Source organism: Tessaracoccus luoxuelianae (genome assembly GCF_055326245.1).
The window spans coordinates 286,740-306,465 of the sequence record NZ_JBUZNO010000003.1; the positions used below are offsets into that span (position 1 = coordinate 286,740).

A 19,726-nucleotide genomic window follows, 5' to 3' on the forward strand; every position below is an offset into this window, starting at 1 on the left:
CGTCCACTCAACGTCTCTCGGCTGGTCAGCCTACGCCACACGCTCAAGGCCCCAGCGCTCCCAGGGGGACCACATGTACACCGTCTTCCCGGGTGTAGGCCAGCGAACCGGTTGTCATGACAACCAGAGCGCGTGGAGGCCGCTCCACTCGTGCCGCTAGCGCATGCAATGAGCCCGCGGCCCGCTCCACCTGAGCATCTCCCATCTTCACCTCAACTGCGAGCCACTCGCCGTCTCGATCCTCGACGACGTAGTCCACCTCCAGCCGACCCTCACCCTCCCGGTAGTGAAAAACCGACGCGCCGGCTGCTTCGGAGTACACCCGCAGGTCGTGGGCCACGAGACTCTCGAAGAGGAATCCGGTGGTGGAGAGGTCCGCGAGCATGCCGTCGGTGGACAACCGCAGCAGGCCTGCCGAGAGCGACGGGTCTGCCAGGAGCCGCTTCGGGGTGTTGACGAGGCGTTTCGATGATCTCACCGCAGGATCCCAAGCGGGCACCTCGTCGACGATGAGCATCCGAGTCAGAACGTCGTAGTACAGCTGCGACGCCGGACGAGATGGGGCCTCTCGATCCTCCATCCGTTTGAGGATGGCACTCAGAGTCGCGGGGTGGGCCGTCATCTGCGCGTAGGCGTGAAGGAAACGACGCACCAGCCGGGGGTTCCGTGGCCCCCCGGACACCTCGTCGATGTCATGCTCGACGATGATGTCCAGGTAGCCGTCGAGGAAGGTGCGCGCCCGGCGTTCGTCGGCCCCCACTAGGAACGGCCACCCGCCCACCGCAATGTGATGGAGGTAGTCCCGCACCCCGAGTGTGCTGTTGGCCGGGGTCACCGGATCGCCGCGCAGTAGGCCGGCCAGGGAGACGGCCGGGTTCGACGCCTGCTTCTCCGTCAGCGTCATGGTGCGCATCCGCATCACACCGAACCGTCCCGCTCCCGTGTGGCGCTGCAGGTTGTTGTTCGGGGTGGCGGAGCCAGTGAGGATGAACTGGCCCGGAATCCCACGGGCATCGACCTCACGCCGCACGGCGTCCCAGATCCGCGGTGCGCGTTGCCATTCGTCCAGCAGCTTCGGGGTGGCGCCATCGAGCAACAGTCGCGGGTCGAGGGCCGCGCGGCGCTCTGCCTCCGGATCGGTATCCAGGAGCACCTCACTGGCAGCACGCTGACGTGCTGACGCGGTCTTCCCGCAGCCCTTAACTCCCTCGATGAGCACGGCTCCCATCGCGTCGAGTTGTGCGGCCAACTCACCGTCAGCGAGGCGAGGAAGATATCTGCTCACGCTTTCAGTTTACATTCTTCACACTTAAGAGTTTAAAAAAATCACAGATTTCAGTTCACATTCTTCACACTCAGTGATCCTGGCTGTGCCCCTTCAGGACCATCCGCATGATCCTCGCGTTGAACACCACGAACCGCGTCAGCTGCAGCGGCAGGCTCATCCGCTTCCGCAGCGTGGACTCGGTGGGCAGCGGGGCCTTCGACAGGTCCGCGACCGTCGAGCCCGACGGCGCCCTCAACTGCTGCTCATGCACTCGCTCGCTCATCGCACTCACTCCGGAATCAGCTGCCAGCCGGGCAGCGCCTTGGCCTTGTAGAGGAACAGGTAGTGGAGCATCAGCTTCACCCAGTGCCCGGCGAGCCCCACCTCGCCTCGCGTGTCCGCGAGGTCGCGGCCCGTCGGGTAGCGCTGGTAGTCAGGCACCACCGGCATCATCGTCATCGCCGCCGCCGAGCCCGTGCGCAGCCCCTCCCCCACCGACGCCACGCACGCGGCACCCATCGCCGCCATCGACGCCTCGTGGTTCTTCGCCGTCGGTCCCTTCCTGACCCGGTCGGCGATCGACATCGCAGCGACCTTCCCCATCACGCCCGACGGCATCCCCGTCCTGGGCGGCGACGGCGCGATGACCGTCCCGTTGGCGCTCTTCCGAGGCCGCGAGATCTGGTGCGGGGGCGCGAACGCGATGCCCACCGCCCAGATGTTGTCGTAGCCCACGGCCTGGTAGCTCCTGGGCCAGTCGTCGGCCCGCCACTCCTCGTACGGCTTGGGCGTGTAGTCGGCGTCCACCTTCATGAACCCCGACGGCGCGAACAGCTGGGCCGTGATCTCGGTGCCGTCGCGGTCGAACGCCTGCAGCGGCACCCCGCCGAACGGCGGCAGCAGCATGCCGAAGTCGAACTCCAGGGAGTGCTCGAGCCCGTCGAGGGTCTCGTAGCGCACCACCCCCGGCTCCACTCGGATGACGTGCGCCCCGAGAATGGCCTCCACGCCCCGCTCTCGGAACAGCGACCCCGCCCAGAGCTCGGAGGTGGTCTGGAAGCCGCGCTCCTCGAACACCATGCCGTCCACGCCGAAGTCGCCCAGTTCGGCCTCGTTGGTGAGGTAGACCAGGCGCGCGCGATCGCGGACGCCTGCCTCGCGCAGCTCGTGGTCGACGTTGAAGACGTACTCGAATGCCGCCCCCTCGCAGGTGCAGGTGCCGTGCCCCATGCCCACCACCAGCGTGAGGCTCTCGCCGGACTTCAGCCGTTCGATGGTTGCCCGCAGCGCCGCGGCCGCCTCGACGGCGTGGTCCGCCGTGCAGACGCTGACGGTGTGCCCGCCGTGGGGGCCGAGGCCGGGGGTGGCCCCGAACTTCAGCTGCGGTCCGGTGGCGTTGACCAGATAGTCGTAGCGGATCCGCTCGGTCTGTCCGGCCTTGTCAGGGGAGGTGTACTCGACATCGACGGCAGGGCGCGCAGACGTCTCGTCGCCTTCCGGCCGGATGGCGGTGGCCTTCGCCTGGATGAACCGGATGCCCTTCTTCCGGTAGACGGGCGCAAGAGGGAACACCACCTGCTTCTTCTCCATCTTGCCCACTCCCACCCAGATGTTGCTGGGGATCCAGTTCCACTGCGAGTTCGGCGACACCACCGTGACGGTGTGCCCCGAGGGCAGCAGGCGGGACAGGTGGAGGGCGGCGGTGTGGCCGGACACGCCGGCCCCGAGAACCACGACGTCAGCCATATCAACTCCTTTGTTGTGACTGCACCCTTCAGTCTACGCCCGCCCGGCGTGCCTCGGAGAGGGGGGCGGGCTTCAGCCGTCGATGCCCCCCTCGGATCCGAACTCCGTCAGACACCGGTGTTCGGCAGGCCGGGCGTCGGCTTGGGCGTCGGCCGCGACGACTGGCCCGCCGACGGCGAGACAGACGGCGACGGCTCCTCGCGGACGAAGGTCACCTCGATGCCGTCACGGTTGTTTCCGGGATCGGCGTCGAGAGTTCCGCGCCCCTCCACGGTGAAGCTCAACCGGTGACTACCAGCGGGCCCGGAGACACTCAGGCTCAGACCGACGTCCGCCCCACCTGGCAGCGCCCCGCGGGTACAGACCCCGTCGGCGCTGCAGCCCTCACCGGTCACGGTGACCTCTGCCGGCGCATCGATGCGCACAGTGAGGGCGTTCGCCGGAATCCCACGCTCGTTGGTGACCGTCAGCTGCACGGCGGTGGGTGACCTGACCGGAGTATCCGGTCCTGATGCCTCGAGCCGCAGGTCCGTCGTGCGGACGGCGGCGCGCAGCGCCTCGATCTCCTGGTTCGTCGGCAGACCGTCGTCATCCGAGGGGTTGGTCGGCGCATCCGAATAGTCGCCCAGGGCGTCGATCGGCAGAACGAGGGCCGTCCAGTCATCGTGGTCGCGGTGGGTTTGCGTGGCGTCCTCCGAGGCACCCTCGCACGTCTCGGGAAGATCGTCGGCCGGTGTGTTGAAGCCCGGATGTGACACCGGGCTGTCCGGGCCCGCGACGAGCGGGTCGACGTCGAACGGATCGTCAGCCGGGGCCACGGTCAGCGCGCACGCGGTGTCGGCCCACGAGAGGTCGGCAGCATGATCTGCGCCGAGGACCACCTCCACCGGCAGGGCCCCCTCGTCCAGGTTCGGGAGGAGGGTCGACGGCCGGTCTCCGGGCACCCCGACGGCAGGGGGATCCTGGCGTACCGGTGAGAAGTCCAGGAACCCGTCGCCCCCGTTGGGTCGGTGCAGGGTGAACACGTAGCGGTAGTTCATCAGCGACACGTAGTTGGGCTTGTAGTTGGCGTTCTCGAAGCCGCCGTGCTTGAGGTTGAGCATGTGCCCCAGCTCGTGCATGAACGTCTCGCCGCCGGGCCAGGCCGTGCCATCGGACAGGGTGGTCCGCTGGTCGTGGTTGAGGATGAGCATGTCATTGCCGCTGATCTCGGCCTGCCCCCCTCGGCCGCATAGGTCCACTTCGTCCTCCAACTCCTTGAGCGCCCACCGGAACACCCATCGCCGGTTCGCGTCGAAGACCGCGCTCTTCACGGTGTAGAACTCGTCGTCACCAACCGAACACACCTCGCCCGTAACCACGCGATCGCGATCGCTGCCCTCCAGGCTCAGCGCCGAGTCGGTCGACGGTGAGTCGATCCACAGCCTGATGCCGGGCTGACCGTCGGGGTTGTCCACGCCACCGGCGTCGACGGGCGCCAGGGCGAAGGCCTCCTGGACGGCGATCAGGCCGTCCTCCACCCGGCTGTCGAAGCGGGCATCGTCCTCGACGTCGTACTGGATGAACAGGTCCTTGTGGTCCGGGGAAGCTCCCCAGCCTGGAAGATCGAGTTCCACCGGCACTGCAGGATCGGTGCTCACCCCGAACAGCTCCCAGGCGTCGAGCAGGCCGTCCCCGTCGGCGTCTCCAGAGAGGCTCAGTGCGGACACCGCGAAGCAGATATGCCCTGCGACGGTGCCGGGATCGGGCGTGGATGCCGAGCGCACGCACGACGTTGGCGCCTCGAACGCGTTGCCGTCTCCGTCAAGTCCCTGCCACCGGCCGGTGTCCAGGTCAACCGAGACGACGAGGTGGGAAACTCCTTCGATCGGGTTGAGGTCCATCCTCGTCCGGCCTCCGTCTGCACGCAGGAACCCCACGTCCAGGACAACCGCCGCAGTGCCGCTCGTTGAGACCACCTGAGAGCCGTAGGTGGCGAAGAGGTCACCGTCGTCTGCCACATCCCGCCGGACGGAGGGGTCATCGACGGAGTCGTATCCCAGGGCGTTGACGTCGGGGAGTTCGCCCGGCATGACCCCGATCCGGGCGAACGGCTGCAGGGTGGTGGGGGCGTCGGCGACGACGTTGACGACTGTCGCGGCAACCGGACCGGCCGCCTCGTCCACGATGACGTCGGTGCAGGCCGGGGGGACGGTGACATTGCCTCTGCCGTCGGTGGCCCGCACGCAGATGGAGGAAGTGCCGCCCGGGAGGCCTGGGACATTGGCCATGAGCTGCTCGCGCGCCGAGTCGAAACCGCCGTCGAGCGCCGCCATCGGCACCCAGTCGCCCGATCCGATGCGATAGTCGGCCGCCGCGATGACCGACCCTCCGCGACCCGTGTCGTCGGCCGTGGCCGTCAACGTCACCTGCTCCCCGCCAACCGGTGAGGACGGAGTGACGGCGACGTCGGACACGGCGGGGCCGAGCACATCGCCGCGGTCGCGGACGAACACGTCCCGCAGCCCACCGGTGTCACCGGCGACCACGCCGTCGGCGGTCGTCCAGAAGCCGACGATGCGGCCGTCACCGCTGATGCCCGGCCGGCCCCAGGTTGGGACGCCGTCCGCCCCCGTGGTGACCGGCGCACCGGCGTCGGTTCGCGTCTCCTCCGTGACAGATCCGGTCAGCCTGTCCCACACCCAGAGGCGGTAGCTGTTCGACCGCAGCCCGTCCTCGGCGTACACGGCCAGCCACCGGCCGTCGTCGCTCCATCGTGCCCAGGACGCCGCATAGGTTGAAGGGATGTCGACCACAGCGGTGGTCCCGGTCCGGCGGTCATGAACCACCCGGTAGGTGTAGCCGCGGTGGAAGAAGACGAAGCGGCCATCGGGGCTGATGGTCGGCGCCTGGCTCTGGTTCGAGCCGGAATCGGGGATCACCGAGGTGGTGCCCGACTGGAGGTCCCGGATGAACAGGTAGCCGAGCCCGTCAGGGGTCAGGTTGGTTGAGAACGACTGGAAGACGACGAAGCGGCCGTCCGCGGAGATCGTCGGCTGGCCGGCGTTCAGCGCGGCGGGCTCCCCTGTCGATGAGACGCTGGCGAGTTCGACTGTCCCGCTGTCGAGGTGGGCGACGTACACCTGGCCCACACCGGCAGGCACGCCGGGCACCAGGTCTGGCGCGCTCGAGACGAAGACCACGTGGCGGCCGTCATCTGAGATCTCTGGGCGTTCGCTTCGGCCGGAGGCCGGCGAACCATCGGCGGCCCGGCTGACAAGGGTGGTGGTGCCGGTCCGCAGGTCGCGCACGAAGACGTCGGAATTTGAGTTGTCGTCACCCGAAACGAGGTTGTTCGAGATCGAACTGAAGGCCACCCGGGTGCCGTCGGACGAGATCGACGGCCACAGGCTGGTGGAGTTGCCGCCCCCGCCGGAGACACTGCGGCTCACCAGCTGCGTGGTCCCTGCAGAACGGTTGCGGAGATAGATGTTGAACCCACTCGAGACCCCGGCCACGAGGTTGGTGGCGTTGGAGCCGAACACCGCGAGCGTGCCGTCGGCCGACAGGTCTACGCCATGGCTCATGCCGTTGCCGTGGCTCCCACCTGTGGCCACCGACACCTTTTCAGTGCCGGGATCGTCAGCTCTGGCGCTCGAGGGGACGATGAACATCGTCGACAGCAACGCGAAACCGGCCGCGAGTGCCCCCACCCTGGTCAATTGGTGCATGAGGCACCTTAACTGACGGCCCCCGGGTCTCGGGCCAGCGCGAATCGCCCGACCTCTCCCCGAAGGCCATGTCCGCGAGGCCAACCCCTGGGGCGGCGACATCCGGCTGAGCGCTGGCGTCCGGGTGGGCCGGATGTCACGATCGGCAGTTCGACGGTGCCGCTCGGGCATAGTCTCGGAGTCATGATCGCGTTCGACCGCGGCGGGCCCCGTCGCACGACGCCGCCCACCTCTTTCGGCTCCCGCGGGCGCGTGACTCAAGCCACCGAAGTAGAAGGAGATCAGCCATGCCGCACACCACCGCCACCGTCGGGTCCGCCGTCGGCCTGCAGGCCCGGCCCGCCTCGATCATCGCCGACGCCGTGGCCGAGCTCGGCATCCCCATGACGCTGCGCCTGGACGACCGCGCGACGCAGCCGGTGGACGCCGCCTCGTCGATGGCGATCGTGAAACTCGGAGCGGGCGCGGGGGCTTCGGTCATCGTGGAGTCGGACGACGAGGACGCCAACGCCGCCATCGCCTCGCTGATCGAGAGCGACCTCGACGAGGAGTGATCCCCGCCCGCGGGCTGAAGAGCGAGGAGCGCACCGACGAGCCCACCCCCGCTGGCTGAGGAGTGAGCAGCGCAGCGACGAGCCCACCCCCGCTGGCTGAGGAGTGAGCAGCGCAGCGACGAGCCCACCCCCGCTGGCTGAGGAGTGAGGAGCGCAGCGACGAGCCTCGAAGCCTCAGTAAAGTGACGTTGTCAGCTCGCGTTTCATAGGCTTCGAGGCCGCTACGCGGCACCTCAGTGTCCGGGGCCGGGCGGCCCCCGTGGAGCGGGAAAGAGCGTTCTTTCAAGTCAGCCAGCGGGGTTGTGCCGTCACCGTGCGCAGGTCGGTTTCGACACCGCAGCGGGCGCTCCGCGCCGCGGCGCCGGCCCGCGTCGAAACCCACGCTGCGGATCAGAAGACCCCTCGAGGGCTTGACAGGTACTGAACGCGCGTTCAGAATACTGAACATGGGTTCAACCGATGACCTCCAAGCACACGCACGCATCCGCGACGAGGCGATGCGGCTCTTCGGGACCCACGGCATCAAGTCCACCACCGTCCGCCAGATCGCCGAGGGGGCCGGCGTCTCCGCCGCGCTCGTCATCCACCACTTCGGCAGCAAGGACGGCCTCCGGCGCGCCTGCGACGAGTGGATGATGGCCCGCCTGACCGAGACCAAGACGGCCGCCGTCAGCGGCGCCGACCCCCTGGAGGCGGTGTTCCGGGCGCAGAACGAGTTCCGGCCGTTCTTCGGCTACATCGCGGCCTCCATCACCGAGGGCGGCGACGGCGCGGACCGGCTCTTCGAGGCCATGTGCGGTCTTACCCGCGAGATGTTCACCGTCGGCGTGCCCGCCGGCATCATGCGCGAGCCCACGGACCTGGACGCCACCGTCACGCTGCTGGTGGCGCTCAGCCTGGGCGCGACGGTGCTGGAGGCGCAGGTGTCGCGGCACCTGGGCGGCACGCACCTCCTGGACCCGGCGGTGCTCCCCCGCTACTCGATCGCCTCCACCGAGCTCTTCACCCACGGCCTCTTCGCCGACGACACCATGCTGCGCCAGATCAAGGCCGCCTTCGCCGCGCCCGAGCGGATCCCGGCCGACGGCGTCACGGACCCCGACCCGCCCGCGCCGGATCGCTGAGGCCCGCGCGCAACCCCGCGACGAGAGCCTCGAGGCCCGCCTTACGCGGCCGGCTCCACATCCCCACTCACCCAAAGGCACACCCATGACCCACGCCATAGACACCCACGGCCTCACCAAGACCTTCGGCCGCACCGTCGCCCTCAACGGCCTGGACCTCGACGTCCGGCAGGGAGAGGTGCACGGCTTCCTCGGCCCCAACGGGGCCGGCAAAACCACCACGTTGCGCATCCTGCTCGGCCTGCTGCGCCCCGATTCCGGCACCGCGACCGTCCTCGGCGGACACCCCGTCCGCGACGCCGTCGAGCTCCACAAGCGCATCGCCTACGTGCCCGGCGACGTCGAGCTCTGGCCCCAACTCACCGGCGGCGAAGCCATCGACGTGCTGACCCGGCTCCGCGGCGACTTCGACCCGGCCCGCATCGCCGAACTCTGCGAACGCTTCGACCTCGACCGCACCAAGAAGGGCCGCACCTACTCCAAGGGCAACCGGCAGAAGGTGGCCCTGGTGGCGGCGCTGGCCAGCGGGGCCGACCTATTCATCCTCGACGAGCCCACCTCCGGCCTCGATCCGCTCATGGAAGCCATCTTCCAGGACGAGGTCCGGGGCCTCATCGCCCGCGGCGCCACCGTCCTCCTCTCCAGCCACATCCTCGGCCAGGTGGAGGCGCTCGCCCACCGCGTGTCGATCATCCGCGAAGGCAGCATCGTCGAGACCGGCACCCTCGACGCCATGCGCCACCTGCGCCGCACCACCATCCAGGCGACCACGGCTCAGCCCGTCAACGGCCTCGCCCACATGACCGGCGTGCACCACGCCCAGGTCGACGGGGACCGCGTCAGCATGGAGGTCGACGGCGAGCATCTGGGCACCGTCATGTCCCAGCTGACCGTGGCCGGCGTGCAGTCCATCGTCGCGCATCCCCCGACGCTCGAGCAGATGCTGCTGCGCCACTACGGGGAAGAGACCCCCCGATGAGCCAGCCACTGACCGCCACCGGCCCGCTGCTGCGGTTCGCCGCCCGCCGCGACCGGGTGAAGCTCACCATCTGGGTGGTGTCCCTGGCCGCCTTCGTGCCCTACATGATGACGGCCTACAAAACCATCTTCGGCACGCCCGAGGAACTGGCCCCCCTCGCCATCCTGATGGCCAACCCGTCGCTCACCCTGTTCACCGGCCCGGGCTTCGGGCTGAAGAACGTGGACCCGACCACCCTCACCCACCAGATCATCTTCTCGGGCGTCTACTGGCTGTACCTGCTGATCTTCGTGGCGCTGATGAACATCCTGCTGGTGTCGCGGCACACACGCCTGGAGGAGCAGACGGGGCGCGCGGAGATCGTCCGCGCCAGCGTGGTGGGACGCTTCGCGCCGCTGACGTCCGCGCTCATCCTCGCCCTGATCGCCAACCTGCTCGTCGGGGCGTTGATCGCCGTCGGGCTGATCGGCTTCGGGAGCGACGCGTCGTCGTCGCTGCTGCTGGGCGCCGGGACGGCCGGGGTCGGACTGGTGTTCGCCGGGGTGACGACGGTGACCTCGCAACTGAGCGCGTTCTCGTCGGCGGGCAGCGGGATCGCCGGGGCGGTGCTGGCCACCGCCTGGGTGGTGCGCGGCATCGGCGACATGGCGGCCGCGCCCGGCGAGTACGCGAGCTGGCTCTCCTGGCTGTCACCGCTGGCCTGGGCGCAGCAGACCCGCGCATTCCACGACGACCGGTGGTGGCCCGTCGGCCTGCTCCTGCTGACCGCAGCGGTGCTGGTGGCCGTCGGGGCCGCGATGGAGGCCAGGCGCGATCTCGGCGCCGGGCTGGTGCAACCCCGCAAGGGTCGCGCGACGGCTGCGGCCTGGCTGCGCGGACCCCTCACCCTCGCGTGGCGCATCCAGCGGACGCAGACCCTCTGGTGGGCCGTGGCGCTGACGCTGGCCGGGGCCATGTACGGCTCATTCACCCCGGCCATGGTGGAAGCGTTCAACGACCTTCCGGACATCTTCCAGCAGCTGATGGGCGGCTCCGAGGCGGCCCTGGAGGGCTACCTGACGTTGACCGTGACGATGATGCGCATCACCGTGGCCATCTACGCGGTCATCGCGTGGCAGAAGGTGGTGGCCGAAGAGGTAGGCGGTCGCGCCGAGCCGGTGCTCGCCACCGCGGTGCGACCCTGGGGATGGCTCGCCGGCCACCTCGCCGTCGTCGCCGCAGCGAGCGTCGCGATGCTGCTGCTCACCGGCGCGGTCGCGGGGTTGTTCGCGGGCATGGTCGACGGGGACTACTCCCTGGTGGGCGACGGTGTCGCGGGGTCCGCGGTCGGCATCCCGTCGGTGCTCATGGTGCTGGGACTGGCCGTCGCGCTGCACTCTCTGGCCCCGCGCCTGGTGGTGTTCACGTGGATCCCGGTGGTGGCGGGTGCGCTGATCGAGCTGTTCGGCGACATGTTGAAGTTCCCTGACTGGGTGCGCCAGATTTCACCCTTCGAGCACACGCCGGCGCTCCCGGCGGAGGAGCTGACTGTGGCGCCGCTGGCGGTTCAGTTGATTGTCGCGGCGGGTTTGGTGGCTTTCGGGTTGTGGCGGTTCGGTCGTCGCGACATCCCCGGCCACTGAGAACCCCGGCTGAGCCCACCCGCTCGCTGAGCCCACCCCTGCTGGCTGCCCCCCCCCCCCGCTGGCTGAGGTGCGAGGAGCGAAGCGAGGGCCCACCCCTGCTGGCTGAGGAGCGAGGAGCGAAGCGAGGGCCCACCCCTGCTGGCTGAGGTGCGAGGAGCGAAGCGAGGGCCCACCCCTGCTGGCTGAGGTGCGAGGAGCGAAGCGACGAGCCTCGAAGCCTAAGAAAAGTGACGTTGTCAGCTCGCGTTTCATAGGCTTCGAGGCCGCTGCGCGGCACCTCAGCCAGCGGGGATGCCAATCAGGCGACGGGGAGTCCGGTCGGCAGTCCGTCGAGGCTCACCAGGTTGTTGCGACGCTCGTACTCGCGCAGGCCGTCGTCGCCCTTCTTGACCAGCCAGTCGGTCATGGTGTCGCGGTCGGCCACGAAGTCCATCAGCGGCACCCCGAACCCGCACGACGTCTGAGCCATCTCGACGGCGACGTCGAAGATGTTGCGCTCCCCCACGAACCCGGGGAACAGCCCCAGCAGCTCGTCCCAGCCCTCGTCGCCGCGGTGCAGCGCGCGGGCGGTGCCGTAGAGGCGCAGGATCTGCGGCTTGGCGTCGAACGAGCAGAACATCAGCGTCATCCGGGGGGTGTCGAGGAGATGGGCCGCGGTCTCGTTGCCGGAGCCGACGGCGTTGACCCACACCACACGGTTGGGGCCGACGACGCGGAGGGACTCGAGCCCCTTGGGCGAGAGGTTCACGCGCCCGTCGCGCGCCGCCGTCGCGACGAAGAAGATGTGCTGCGCCTCGATGAACGCACGGAGCTTGTCGGTGATGCCGGCGAACTGCTTTCCCATGGGACTGAGCGTATTCGCATCGTCTTCGGCCCATGCCTGGCCGTCTCCCCGGCGAGCTTGTTCGCTCGGAGCATGGCCAGCCGCGTCGGTCGGCGTCGGGGATGGCCGTCTGGCCGAAGAGCTCGCGTGCCTGGCCAGCCGCGTCGGACTCATCGCGCACCTGGCCTGCGACCCGGCCCTCGTGCGGCCAGCGTTCCTCCAGGCTGCAGCGCGTGGTCCCCTTCGAGAAGCAGGGTCGGGTGTTCGGCTTCGCCGCGGCCGTGGAGTCCTCCGCGGCGCCCATGCGCGCATTCCTCATCGGGCCCCTGGCCGAGTTCTGGCTCATCCCGTACGCGGGGTCGCCCCAGGGGCGAAGGGACCTGACGTGGCTACTGGGCGAGGGGGATGCCCGCGGTATCGCGCTGGTGTTCGTGCTGTTCAGCATCGTCGGGCTCGTGGTCACCGTGGCGGCCTTCTTCACCCGCACCTACCGCCGCCTGAACGAGGCCTACGCGGCGGGCGACGTCAACGCCGACGTCGCGCAGTCGGTCGACGACGACGGAGTGCCTGGGCCCGATCCCACCGGCAGAGGCCTGACCGGGCACTGACGCCCGGTCGTCGGGCGGCCCGGCCCAAGTGCGCTGAGGGTTCCCACTGGACTTGACTGGGTGGTCCCCTGGGTTTGCCCTGGGTTGGCCCGGCGGAGGGGTCGAAGTGTCACCCCGCCCGCCTAGCATGACGGCCATGCACAGGTGTCTACCCTCGGCTTTGGCCGGCTCGCTGATCGCGGGCGTGGCCATGTCGTTCGGGCAGACCTACGCCCCGGAGGCCCTGGCCCCCCTCTTCAACTCGGCCACCCCCGTCGTCGCTCTGGCCGCGCTGGTCGCGCTCGCCTGCCGGGGCGGGTGGTGGGCCCACGCGCTCCTGGGTGCGTCGGCCGGCCCGCTCGCCATGGTGGGCTACTACGCCACCACGTCGCTGCGCGGCTTCCCCGTCAGCATGCGGATGGTGGGGTTCTGGGTGGTGGCAGGCGTGGTGAGCGGTCTCGTCATGGGCGTCGCGGTGTGGCTGCTGCAGGGCCATGGGGATCCTGTGTTGCGGGGAGCCGCGGCCGGCGCGTTCCCGGCGGTCGCCCTCGGCGAGGCCGCGCACGGGCTGCGGCGAATCGCCGAGACCACCCCGTCGTCGTACTGGTGGGCGCAGGCGGCGGTGGGTGTCGCGGTGGTGGTGTGGCTGTCAATCACCCGGCTGCGCTCCTGGCGGGCTCGGCTCGCCGCCCTTGCAGTCGCCGTGCTGGGGGCGCGTGCCTTGTTCGCGATCTACGGCCTGGCCTGACCTACTCTCGCCGTCGGGCGGTCGCATCTGGCGCAGACAGCAGCGCGTCGGGCACACTCGATTCGCCGCACAAGAACAACGAGGGGGACACGTGGCCGAGCGCGAGACACTGGCCGGGATGGGCGCGATCATCACCGACGGGGGCGTGGCCTTCCGCGTCTGGGCGCCGCACGCCGACAGCGTGGCCGTGACCGGCGACTTCAACGAGTGGAGCATCACCGCCGACCCACTGGGCGACGAGGGCAACGGCTTCTGGTACGGCTTCGTCGAGGGCGCCACGGCAGGGCAGGAGTACAAGTTCCACCTCACCAACGGCGAGCTGGAGCTGGACCGGATCGACCCGTACGCCATGCAGGTCACCAACTCGGTGGGCAACGGCGTCATCTACGACCACTCGGCCTACGACTGGGAGGGTGAGACCGCGCACTGCCCGCCGCACCACGAGATGGTCATCTACGAGATGCACGTGGGTTCGTTCGCCCCCTCCGACGACGGCGTCGGTGGCTTCCACGACGTCATCGAGCAGCTGGACTACCTCCAGGAGCTCGGCGTCAACACGCTCCAGATCATGCCGGTGGCCGAGTTCGCCGGGGACCAGTCCTGGGGCTACAACCCCGCTCACATCTTCGCGGTCGAGAGCGCATACGGCGGCCCGGACGCCTTCAAGACCCTGATCAAGACCGCGCACTCCCGCGGCTTCGCGGTGATCCTCGACGTGGTCTACAACCACTTCGGCCCCTCGGACCTGGATCTCTGGCAGTTCGACGGCTGGGGCGAGAACGGCAAGGGCGGCATCTACTTCTACAACGACGACCGCTCCTCCACCCCGTGGGGCGACACCCGGCCTGACTACGGCCGCGAGGAGGTGCGCCGCTTCATTCACGACAACGCCATGATGTGGCTGCGCGAGTACCACGTCGACGGCCTGCGCCTCGACATGACGCCCTATATGCGCAGCGTCCACGGCGGCGGGTTCGAACTGGAGGAGGGGTTCGGGCTGATGCGCTGGATCACCGACTCCCTGCGCAGCCAGTACCCCGGCCGCATCTCGATCGCCGAGGACCTCCACGGCCACGACCGCATCGTCGGCACCGAGGACCACGGCGCCGGCTTCCACGCCCAGTGGGACGCCGAGTTCGTGCACCCCGTGCGGCACGCCATCACGGCGATGACCGACGAGGAGCGGTCGCTGTCCTCCATCGCCGAGGCGATCTCGCACAACTACGACGGCGACCCGTTCCGCCGCGTCGTGTACACCGAATCCCACGACGAGGTGGCCAACGGCTCCGCGCGCGTCCCGCACGAGATCGACCCGGAGAACGCCGACGGCTGGTTCGCGCAGAAGCGCTCCACCGTCGGCGGCGCACTGGTGATGACCAGCCCCGGCATCCCGATGATCTTCCAGGGCCAGGAGGCGCTGGAGGGCGGCTGGTTCTCCGACGACGACCCCTTGGACTGGGACCGGATCAAGCGGTTTGAGGGGATCACGAAGCTGTACAAGACGCTCATCAACCTGCGCCTCAACAGGGGCGGCGTCACCCGCGGACTGACCGGGCGCGGGCTGAACGTCTACCACGTCAACGAGGAGGACAACGTCATCGTCTTCCAGCGCTGGATGGACCACGGGGCGGGCGACGACGTCGTGGTGGTGGTCAACCTCAGCACCAACACCTACACCGACTACCGGATCGGGATGCCGCACGGCGGGCTGTGGAAGCTGCGGTTCAACAGCGACGCGAAGCTCTACAGCTCGCTGTTCGGCGATCACGACTCCTTCGACGTCACGGCGTTCGAGGAGGACGAGGACGGGATGGGGGCGCACTCGAACATCTCGGTGGGCCCGTACTCGGTGCTCATCTACAGCCAGGACGCCTGACCCGGGCCGGGGGGTTGGCCGCAGTGGGGCCCGAAGGTAGAGTCGCACAGGTACTGCGCCTCCGGGACGGGCCGACGACGACCTCACCGTCGCGCACTGGGAGACTCCGATGATGGCTGCGAAAATCCCCACCTGGCGAGCGGCTGCGGACCCTGACGATCTGCGTGAGTACGACGCCTTCGGACCGTGGATCGGCGAGGTCAAGGACCCGGTGGATCTCCCCCGCCGGTTCAGCCGATGGTGGCCCGAGCTCGAGGGGGCGCGCCATCTGCTCAAGGTGCCGCGCCCCATCGATCGCGCCAAGGTCCGCCCCGGGATGGACCTGTACGAATCGGTGATCGCCGTCTTCCCGGACAAGGTGCGCGTACTGCGGGCAGGACCGACAGACGTCACCAGCCGCGAGGCGCCGCGCAACGACGTCGTCGCCACCATCCTCCACACCAACCTCCTGGTGGCCAGATGGACGCTGCTCCTCGCCGACGGAGGCGCGCTGGACGTCGAGTACAACGCCGTGTCGCACCCGACGATCGCGGAGGTGGACCGCGACGTCCTGTCCCACGGGCCAGGCGACCTCAAGCAGCCGGCGGCCCCCGTCGTGACCTCCTCGACTGCGCCGCCCAAGTACCACTTCTTCGGCTCACTGTTGCTGGCCCTCAACACCGGCGCCACCGAGCGCGTCCAGCCGATCCACGTCGACGAGCCCGGCCAGTCCTGCCTCAACGAGCGGGGCCGCCGGCGCCGCTCGGCTGGGGCGATGATCCTCGCGTCATCCGAAGATCTGGTGATCATCAACCGCAACAGGACCGTCGAGCCGCTCTTCCGCCGCTCCAACTACGCCTACAACGTGACCCGGGTCCCGTTCCGGAGAATGACGTCCTTCGAGATCCGCAGGCCCGAGAAGACCTCCCCGCCGAGCTTCACGGAGCTGGTGCTCACGTGCCACAGGACCGTGATCACTCAGGCTGTCCTCACCTCCCCGGACGCGGTGGCAGACCTGCTCGCCGCGCACGGGGTGCCGTCGGCTCGCTGACCGCGAGCCACGAAGGCTCACGACTCCTTCGGGGGCCGACCCCGCTGAGGCAGCGGGCCGGCATCCTTCGGAGACCGACCCGCCCTCTTGAGCGCGTCACGCAGCAGGAGCTCGATCTGCGCGTTGACCGAGCGCAGGTCGTCGGCCGCCCACCGCGCCAGCGCGTCGTGGACGGCGGGGTCGAGCCTGAGCAGCACCGCCTTGCGTTCGGCCATCATGACCTGCCCCTGCCGTCGCGCCGCTACTCAGGTGTACAGCGAGCCGGTGTTGACGACGGGGGTCACCCTCGAATCGCTGGTGAGGACCACCAGCAGGTTCGACACCATGGCCGCCTTGCGCTCGTCGTCGAGGGTGACCACATCGTCGCGCTCGAGGCGTTCCAGCGCCTTCTGCACCATGGTCACCGCGCCCTCGACGATCTTCTCGCGCGCCGCGATGATGGCGGAGGCCTGCTGCCGCTGCAGCATCGCCTGGGCGATCTCCGGGGCGTAGGCGAGCGAGGAGATGCGGGTCTCCACCACCTCGAGGCCGGCGATCGCGATCCGTGCGGCGACCTCGTCGGCCAGCTCCCGGGCGACGAGCTCCGTCGAGCCGCGGAGGGTCTCCTCGCCGGCCTCGCCGTTGTCGTAGGGGTGGGTGGTGGCCACGTGGCGCAGGGCCGACTCGGACTGCACGGCCACGAACTCGTCGTACTGCTCGACGGCGAACACGGACTTGGCGGTGTCGGCCACCTGCCAGACGACGATGGCGGCGATGTTGACGGGGTTGCCGTCGGCGTCGTTGACCTTCAGCTCGTTGGTCTCGAAGTTGCGGACCTTGACCGAGACCTTCTTCTTGGTGGTGAACGGCACGGTCATGAGCAGGCCGGCCTTGCGGATGGTGCCGATGTAGCGGCCGAAGAACTGGATGACCTTGGTGTCTCCGGGGCTGATGATGGTCAGCGAGGAGAACATCACCATGGAGAGCAGGAACGCCAGCATGGCGAGGAACATCCGCCAGCCGCCGCCGTCGTTGTTCTCCAGCTGGATGCCCGCGAGGACGCCCTGCCAGGTGGCGAGGGCGCCGATGACGAGGGCCACAAAGAAGGCGAGCAGGCCGTCGACGTACCAGGCCTTGCGCTCCTCGATGTCCACCCTTGCGCCCTCCCGGCCCACCGGACGGCCCGACGGTGCGCCGCCGAGCGAGTCGCCCTCGAGGTCTGTTGAGGGATCTGGGATGTGGGGGGTGCTCATGGTGCGTCCTTCCGCGAAAATTTCGATATCTAAGTGATATCACATTCTGAAGGCTCTGGGCAAGGCCCCTCCTCCGCCGCCCTGGCCGGGGGACACGGCTGAGCCGGACACGACTCCCGCGGAGGGTCGTGTCCGGCTCAAGGCCTTAGCGGGTGCGGGCCCCCTCGAGCTCAGCCAACTCGTCCTCGGTGGCCATCCGGAACGGGCCGTTGCCCTCGACGACGGGCGCGGGGGCAAGGCCGCGGGTGGCCCGGAGGCTGGCGACCACGGAGACGGTGAGGATCGTCGCGATCACCGCCAGCGAGATCGCGGTGGGGATGTAGAACACGTCGATCTTGAGCGCCATCTTGATGCCCACCCAGATCAGCACCAGCGCCAGGCCGATCTTGAGGTAGACGAAGCGGTGCATGAGGTCGGCCAGGAGGAAGTACATGGCGCGGAGGCCGAGGATCGCGAACGCGTTGGCCGTGAACACGATGAACGGCTCGCTGGTGACGGCGAAGATCGCGGGGATGGAGTCGACGGCGAACACCACGTCGGTGGCCTCGATCAGCACCAGCACCGCCAGCAGGGGCGTGGCGAGTAGCACGCCGCCCTTGCGGATCAGGAGGCGCTGGCCGTAGTAGGCGTCGGTCATCGGCACGAAGCGGCGGAACAGGCGCAGCACCGCCGACTGCTCGGGGTCAAGGTGCTCGTCGCGCTGCCGGATCATCCGCCAGCCCGTGTAGAGGAGGAAGGCGGCGAAGACGTACAGGATCCAGGTGAAGTTCTCGATCAGGACGGCGCCGACGGCGATGAACGCGCCGCGGAGGACCAGCGCGCCGAGCACGCCGAGGAACAGGACGCGGTGCTGGAACTGCGGCGGCACCGCGAAGTAGCTGAAGATGACGGCCCAGACGAACACGTTGTCGACGGCCAGCGACTTCTCGATGAGGTAGCCGGCGAAGTACTGCTGACCGATCTCGGGCCCCTGCCACCACCAGAGCAGCGCCCCGAAGCCGACGCCGAGCGCCACCCAGACGGCGCTCCAGGCCGCGGCCTCGCGGACTTTGATGACGTGGGCGTCGCGGTGGGCGACGAGGTCCACGGCGAGCATGGCGAGGATGACGGCGATGACGCCGACCCACACCCAGAGTGAGACGTCCATGAGGAACCTTCCGATCGAGTCAGTCGATCGGAGGTCTCTCCCGGTCCGAAGACCGGCTCGCCGGGCCCGATGGCGGACCGTAATGACGACGAGGCGCCTGGGGGATACTCCCCTCCGTGGGCACTATTGAAGCCTATGTTGAAGGTTTGTTCAAGGGCGTCTTTCCGTGCTTTGCCGTCCCGGCCGAGAGCGGAGTGTCGCGGGGCCTTGAGTTGAGGGTCGCGGCGGCGTGCAATGGGGGGATGAGTTCTCTGCAGACCTCCCTGCCCATCGCCGGGTTCGTCATCGACGACTCGGCCTGCGATGTCGACGACCTCGCCTTCTGCGGCGGGGTCCAGGTGACGGTGGCCGCCGACGAGAGCTGGGACGGGCTCGTCGAACGCGCCGTCGCCGAGGGGTGGATGGGCGTCGAGGCGTTGTCGGGGATCCCGGGAACGGTGGCCGACGTCGTCCGGGCGAACTCCGCTGCGTATGGTCAGGCGGTCGCGGACACCGTCGCCTCCGTCCGGACCTGGGACCGGGTGGCGGATGCTCAGCGCACGTTCCCCGCCGTCGAGTGCGCGTTCGTGGACGGGGGTTCACGCTTCCAGGAGCCGCTCGACGACGGCCTCCGTTACGAGCTCCTCGACGTGGCGTTCCTGTTCAAGCAGGGGGACTTCAGCGCCCCGATCGTCGACGGGGTGCTCGCGGGAGCCTTGAGTGTCGCGGTGGGGGCGCGCGTGCCGCTGGCTGAGGTGCGCGCGGCCGCGTTGGCGCTGCGCGCCGTGCACGAAACGCCGTCGGACCCGGCCCCGAACCCCACATAGGGGCTCGGGAGGACATCGCGACGGCGTGTCGTGCACGCCGGGAAGTGGCAGGTCAGTTCCAGGCGAGGTCGATGCGTGGGGCCCCGATCACCAACGGCTCTTCGGCCCTCGATGGCTGGCGTCGGGCGATGTCCAGGTCCACGTCGCGCACCATCATCGCGAAGAACAGCTCATCGTCCGTGAGCCGCCGCGGGTCCCACCTCGAGACTCGAAAGGCAGCCCAGGTGAAGCAGCGGGCGGCCGTCCCGGGGAACCGGAGTGCCGCAACCGGCCTCCCCGCCGCCAGGGACGCCGCCAGCATCCAGCAGGTCACGACCCCCAGCTGCGACATACCGGGTAGGGAGTCGTCGTCGTGCATCATCAGATGGCAGGCCTCATCCAGAAGCAGGCAGATTTCGTAAGTGTCGTCGGGCATGAGTCATCCCGTCCTTTCAGTCGCAGTAGATACCAAAGATCGGTTTTCGAGCCGAGG

18 protein-coding genes are annotated in these 19,726 nt (G+C 69.0%); 9 read left to right on the forward strand and 9 right to left on the reverse strand.

The features are described from left to right. Positions 1–43: 43 nt before the first annotated feature. The 4 genes from ACZK39_RS06340 to ACZK39_RS06355 all read right to left on the reverse strand — a co-directional run bounded on the left by ACZK39_RS06340 (position 44) and on the right by ACZK39_RS06355 (position 6,723). Positions 44–1,285, reverse strand: a complete 1,242-nt coding sequence (locus tag ACZK39_RS06340) for an ATP-binding protein (protein WP_459055702.1) — start codon at positions 1,283–1,285, stop codon at positions 44–46. Positions 1,286–1,355: 70 nt separating this feature from the next. After that, complete coding sequence (locus ACZK39_RS06345) at positions 1,356–1,550, reverse strand: hypothetical protein (protein ID WP_459055701.1); 195 nt, start codon at positions 1,548–1,550, stop codon at positions 1,356–1,358. A gap of 5 nt (positions 1,551–1,555) precedes the next feature. Then, positions 1,556–3,013, reverse strand: a complete 1,458-nt coding sequence (locus ACZK39_RS06350; protein WP_459055700.1) for an NAD(P)/FAD-dependent oxidoreductase — start codon at positions 3,011–3,013, stop codon at positions 1,556–1,558. Positions 3,014–3,120: 107 nt separating this feature from the next. Beyond that, positions 3,121–6,723, reverse strand: coding sequence for a TolB-like translocation protein (locus ACZK39_RS06355; RefSeq protein ID WP_459055699.1), 3,603 nt, complete (start codon positions 6,721–6,723; stop codon positions 3,121–3,123). Between the two features lie 287 nt (positions 6,724–7,010). Here ACZK39_RS06355 and ACZK39_RS06360 point away from each other — a divergent pair, with 287 nt between their 5' ends. The 4 genes from ACZK39_RS06360 to ACZK39_RS06375 all read left to right on the forward strand — a co-directional run bounded on the left by ACZK39_RS06360 (position 7,011) and on the right by ACZK39_RS06375 (position 11,002). Then, positions 7,011–7,277 (forward strand): HPr family phosphocarrier protein, encoded by a 267-nt coding sequence (locus tag ACZK39_RS06360; RefSeq protein WP_459055698.1) that lies wholly within the window; start codon positions 7,011–7,013, stop codon positions 7,275–7,277. 446 nt (positions 7,278–7,723) lie between these two features. Then, on the forward strand, positions 7,724–8,401 hold the full coding sequence (locus ACZK39_RS06365; protein WP_459055697.1) for a TetR/AcrR family transcriptional regulator: 678 nt from the start codon (positions 7,724–7,726) through the stop codon (positions 8,399–8,401). An 85-nt stretch (positions 8,402–8,486) separates the two neighbouring features. Next, positions 8,487–9,380, forward strand: a complete 894-nt coding sequence (locus ACZK39_RS06370) for an ABC transporter ATP-binding protein (protein ID WP_459055696.1) — start codon at positions 8,487–8,489, stop codon at positions 9,378–9,380. Further along, entirely contained in the window at positions 9,377–11,002 is a 1,626-nt protein-coding gene (locus ACZK39_RS06375) for an ABC transporter permease (RefSeq protein WP_459055695.1), read from the forward strand. The genes ACZK39_RS06370 and ACZK39_RS06375 overlap by 4 nt, the downstream gene beginning before the upstream one ends. Before the next feature lie 301 nt (positions 11,003–11,303). Here ACZK39_RS06375 and ACZK39_RS06380 read toward each other — a convergent pair whose 3' ends face one another. Further along, positions 11,304–11,849, reverse strand: a complete 546-nt coding sequence (locus ACZK39_RS06380; protein ID WP_459055694.1) for a pyridoxamine 5'-phosphate oxidase family protein — start codon at positions 11,847–11,849, stop codon at positions 11,304–11,306. Between the two features lie 212 nt (positions 11,850–12,061). Between ACZK39_RS06380 and ACZK39_RS06385 the strand changes: the two genes are divergently transcribed. The 4 genes from ACZK39_RS06385 (at position 12,062) to ACZK39_RS06400 (ending at position 16,069) form a co-directional block, all read left to right on the forward strand. Continuing rightward, entirely contained in the window at positions 12,062–12,436 is a 375-nt protein-coding gene (locus ACZK39_RS06385; RefSeq protein WP_459055693.1) for a hypothetical protein, read from the forward strand. 136 nt (positions 12,437–12,572) lie between these two features. Next, a complete protein-coding gene (locus tag ACZK39_RS06390) occupies positions 12,573–13,163 on the forward strand; it encodes a DUF6518 family protein (RefSeq protein WP_459055692.1) in 591 nt (196 codons plus the stop codon). 91 nt (positions 13,164–13,254) lie between these two features. Further along, positions 13,255–15,039 carry an alpha-amylase family glycosyl hydrolase gene (locus tag ACZK39_RS06395; RefSeq protein ID WP_463612865.1) on the forward strand — a complete coding sequence of 595 codons (1,785 nt, stop codon included), beginning with the start codon at positions 13,255–13,257 and terminating at the stop codon, positions 15,037–15,039. Between the two features lie 109 nt (positions 15,040–15,148). Further along, a complete protein-coding gene (locus tag ACZK39_RS06400) occupies positions 15,149–16,069 on the forward strand; it encodes a hypothetical protein (protein ID WP_463612866.1) in 921 nt (306 codons plus the stop codon). A 17-nt stretch (positions 16,070–16,086) separates the two neighbouring features. On the opposite strand, the gene ACZK39_RS06405 is transcribed toward ACZK39_RS06400, so the two are convergent. From ACZK39_RS06405 to ACZK39_RS06415, 3 genes are all read right to left on the reverse strand, one after another. Beyond that, the gene (locus ACZK39_RS06405) at positions 16,087–16,287 is read right to left on the reverse strand and encodes a type II toxin-antitoxin system antitoxin (protein WP_255421928.1); all 201 of its coding nucleotides are present in this window, start codon (positions 16,285–16,287) and stop codon (positions 16,087–16,089) included. Positions 16,288–16,314: 27 nt separating this feature from the next. Then, entirely contained in the window at positions 16,315–17,301 is a 987-nt protein-coding gene (locus ACZK39_RS06410) for an SPFH domain-containing protein (protein ID WP_182800616.1), read from the reverse strand. A 145-nt stretch (positions 17,302–17,446) separates the two neighbouring features. Continuing rightward, positions 17,447–18,448, reverse strand: coding sequence for a TerC family protein (locus tag ACZK39_RS06415; RefSeq protein WP_463612867.1), 1,002 nt, complete (start codon positions 18,446–18,448; stop codon positions 17,447–17,449). 242 nt (positions 18,449–18,690) lie between these two features. Here ACZK39_RS06415 and ACZK39_RS06420 point away from each other — a divergent pair, with 242 nt between their 5' ends. Next, complete coding sequence (locus ACZK39_RS06420) at positions 18,691–19,254, forward strand: hypothetical protein (RefSeq protein WP_463612868.1); 564 nt, start codon at positions 18,691–18,693, stop codon at positions 19,252–19,254. Between the two features lie 52 nt (positions 19,255–19,306). Here ACZK39_RS06420 and ACZK39_RS06425 read toward each other — a convergent pair whose 3' ends face one another. Then, on the reverse strand, positions 19,307–19,669 hold the full coding sequence (locus tag ACZK39_RS06425; protein WP_463612869.1) for a hypothetical protein: 363 nt from the start codon (positions 19,667–19,669) through the stop codon (positions 19,307–19,309). Positions 19,670–19,726 lie beyond the last annotated feature (57 nt).

Coding starts and splice junctions, on each gene's coding strand:
- ACZK39_RS06345 (WP_459055701.1), bottom strand. CDS start 1,550: ATGAGCGAGCGAGTGCATGAGCAGCAGTTGAGGGCGCCGTCGGGCTCG.
- ACZK39_RS06350 (WP_459055700.1), bottom strand. CDS start 3,013: ATGGCTGACGTCGTGGTTCTCGGGGCCGGCGTGTCCGGCCACACCGCC.
- ACZK39_RS06355 (WP_459055699.1), bottom strand. CDS start 6,723: ATGCACCAATTGACCAGGGTGGGGGCACTCGCGGCCGGTTTCGCGTTG.
- ACZK39_RS06360 (WP_459055698.1), top strand. CDS start 7,011: ATGCCGCACACCACCGCCACCGTCGGGTCCGCCGTCGGCCTGCAGGCC.
- ACZK39_RS06365 (WP_459055697.1), top strand. CDS start 7,724: ATGGGTTCAACCGATGACCTCCAAGCACACGCACGCATCCGCGACGAG.
- ACZK39_RS06370 (WP_459055696.1), top strand. CDS start 8,487: ATGACCCACGCCATAGACACCCACGGCCTCACCAAGACCTTCGGCCGC.
- ACZK39_RS06375 (WP_459055695.1), top strand. CDS start 9,377: ATGAGCCAGCCACTGACCGCCACCGGCCCGCTGCTGCGGTTCGCCGCC.
- ACZK39_RS06380 (WP_459055694.1), bottom strand. CDS start 11,849: ATGGGAAAGCAGTTCGCCGGCATCACCGACAAGCTCCGTGCGTTCATC.
- ACZK39_RS06390 (WP_459055692.1), top strand. CDS start 12,573: ATGCACAGGTGTCTACCCTCGGCTTTGGCCGGCTCGCTGATCGCGGGC.
- ACZK39_RS06400 (WP_463612866.1), top strand. CDS start 15,149: ATGATGGCTGCGAAAATCCCCACCTGGCGAGCGGCTGCGGACCCTGAC.
- ACZK39_RS06405 (WP_255421928.1), bottom strand. CDS start 16,287: ATGATGGCCGAACGCAAGGCGGTGCTGCTCAGGCTCGACCCCGCCGTC.
- ACZK39_RS06410 (WP_182800616.1), bottom strand. CDS start 17,301: ATGAGCACCCCCCACATCCCAGATCCCTCAACAGACCTCGAGGGCGAC.
- ACZK39_RS06415 (WP_463612867.1), bottom strand. CDS start 18,448: ATGGACGTCTCACTCTGGGTGTGGGTCGGCGTCATCGCCGTCATCCTC.
- ACZK39_RS06420 (WP_463612868.1), top strand. CDS start 18,691: ATGAGTTCTCTGCAGACCTCCCTGCCCATCGCCGGGTTCGTCATCGAC.
- ACZK39_RS06425 (WP_463612869.1), bottom strand. CDS start 19,669: ATGCCCGACGACACTTACGAAATCTGCCTGCTTCTGGATGAGGCCTGC.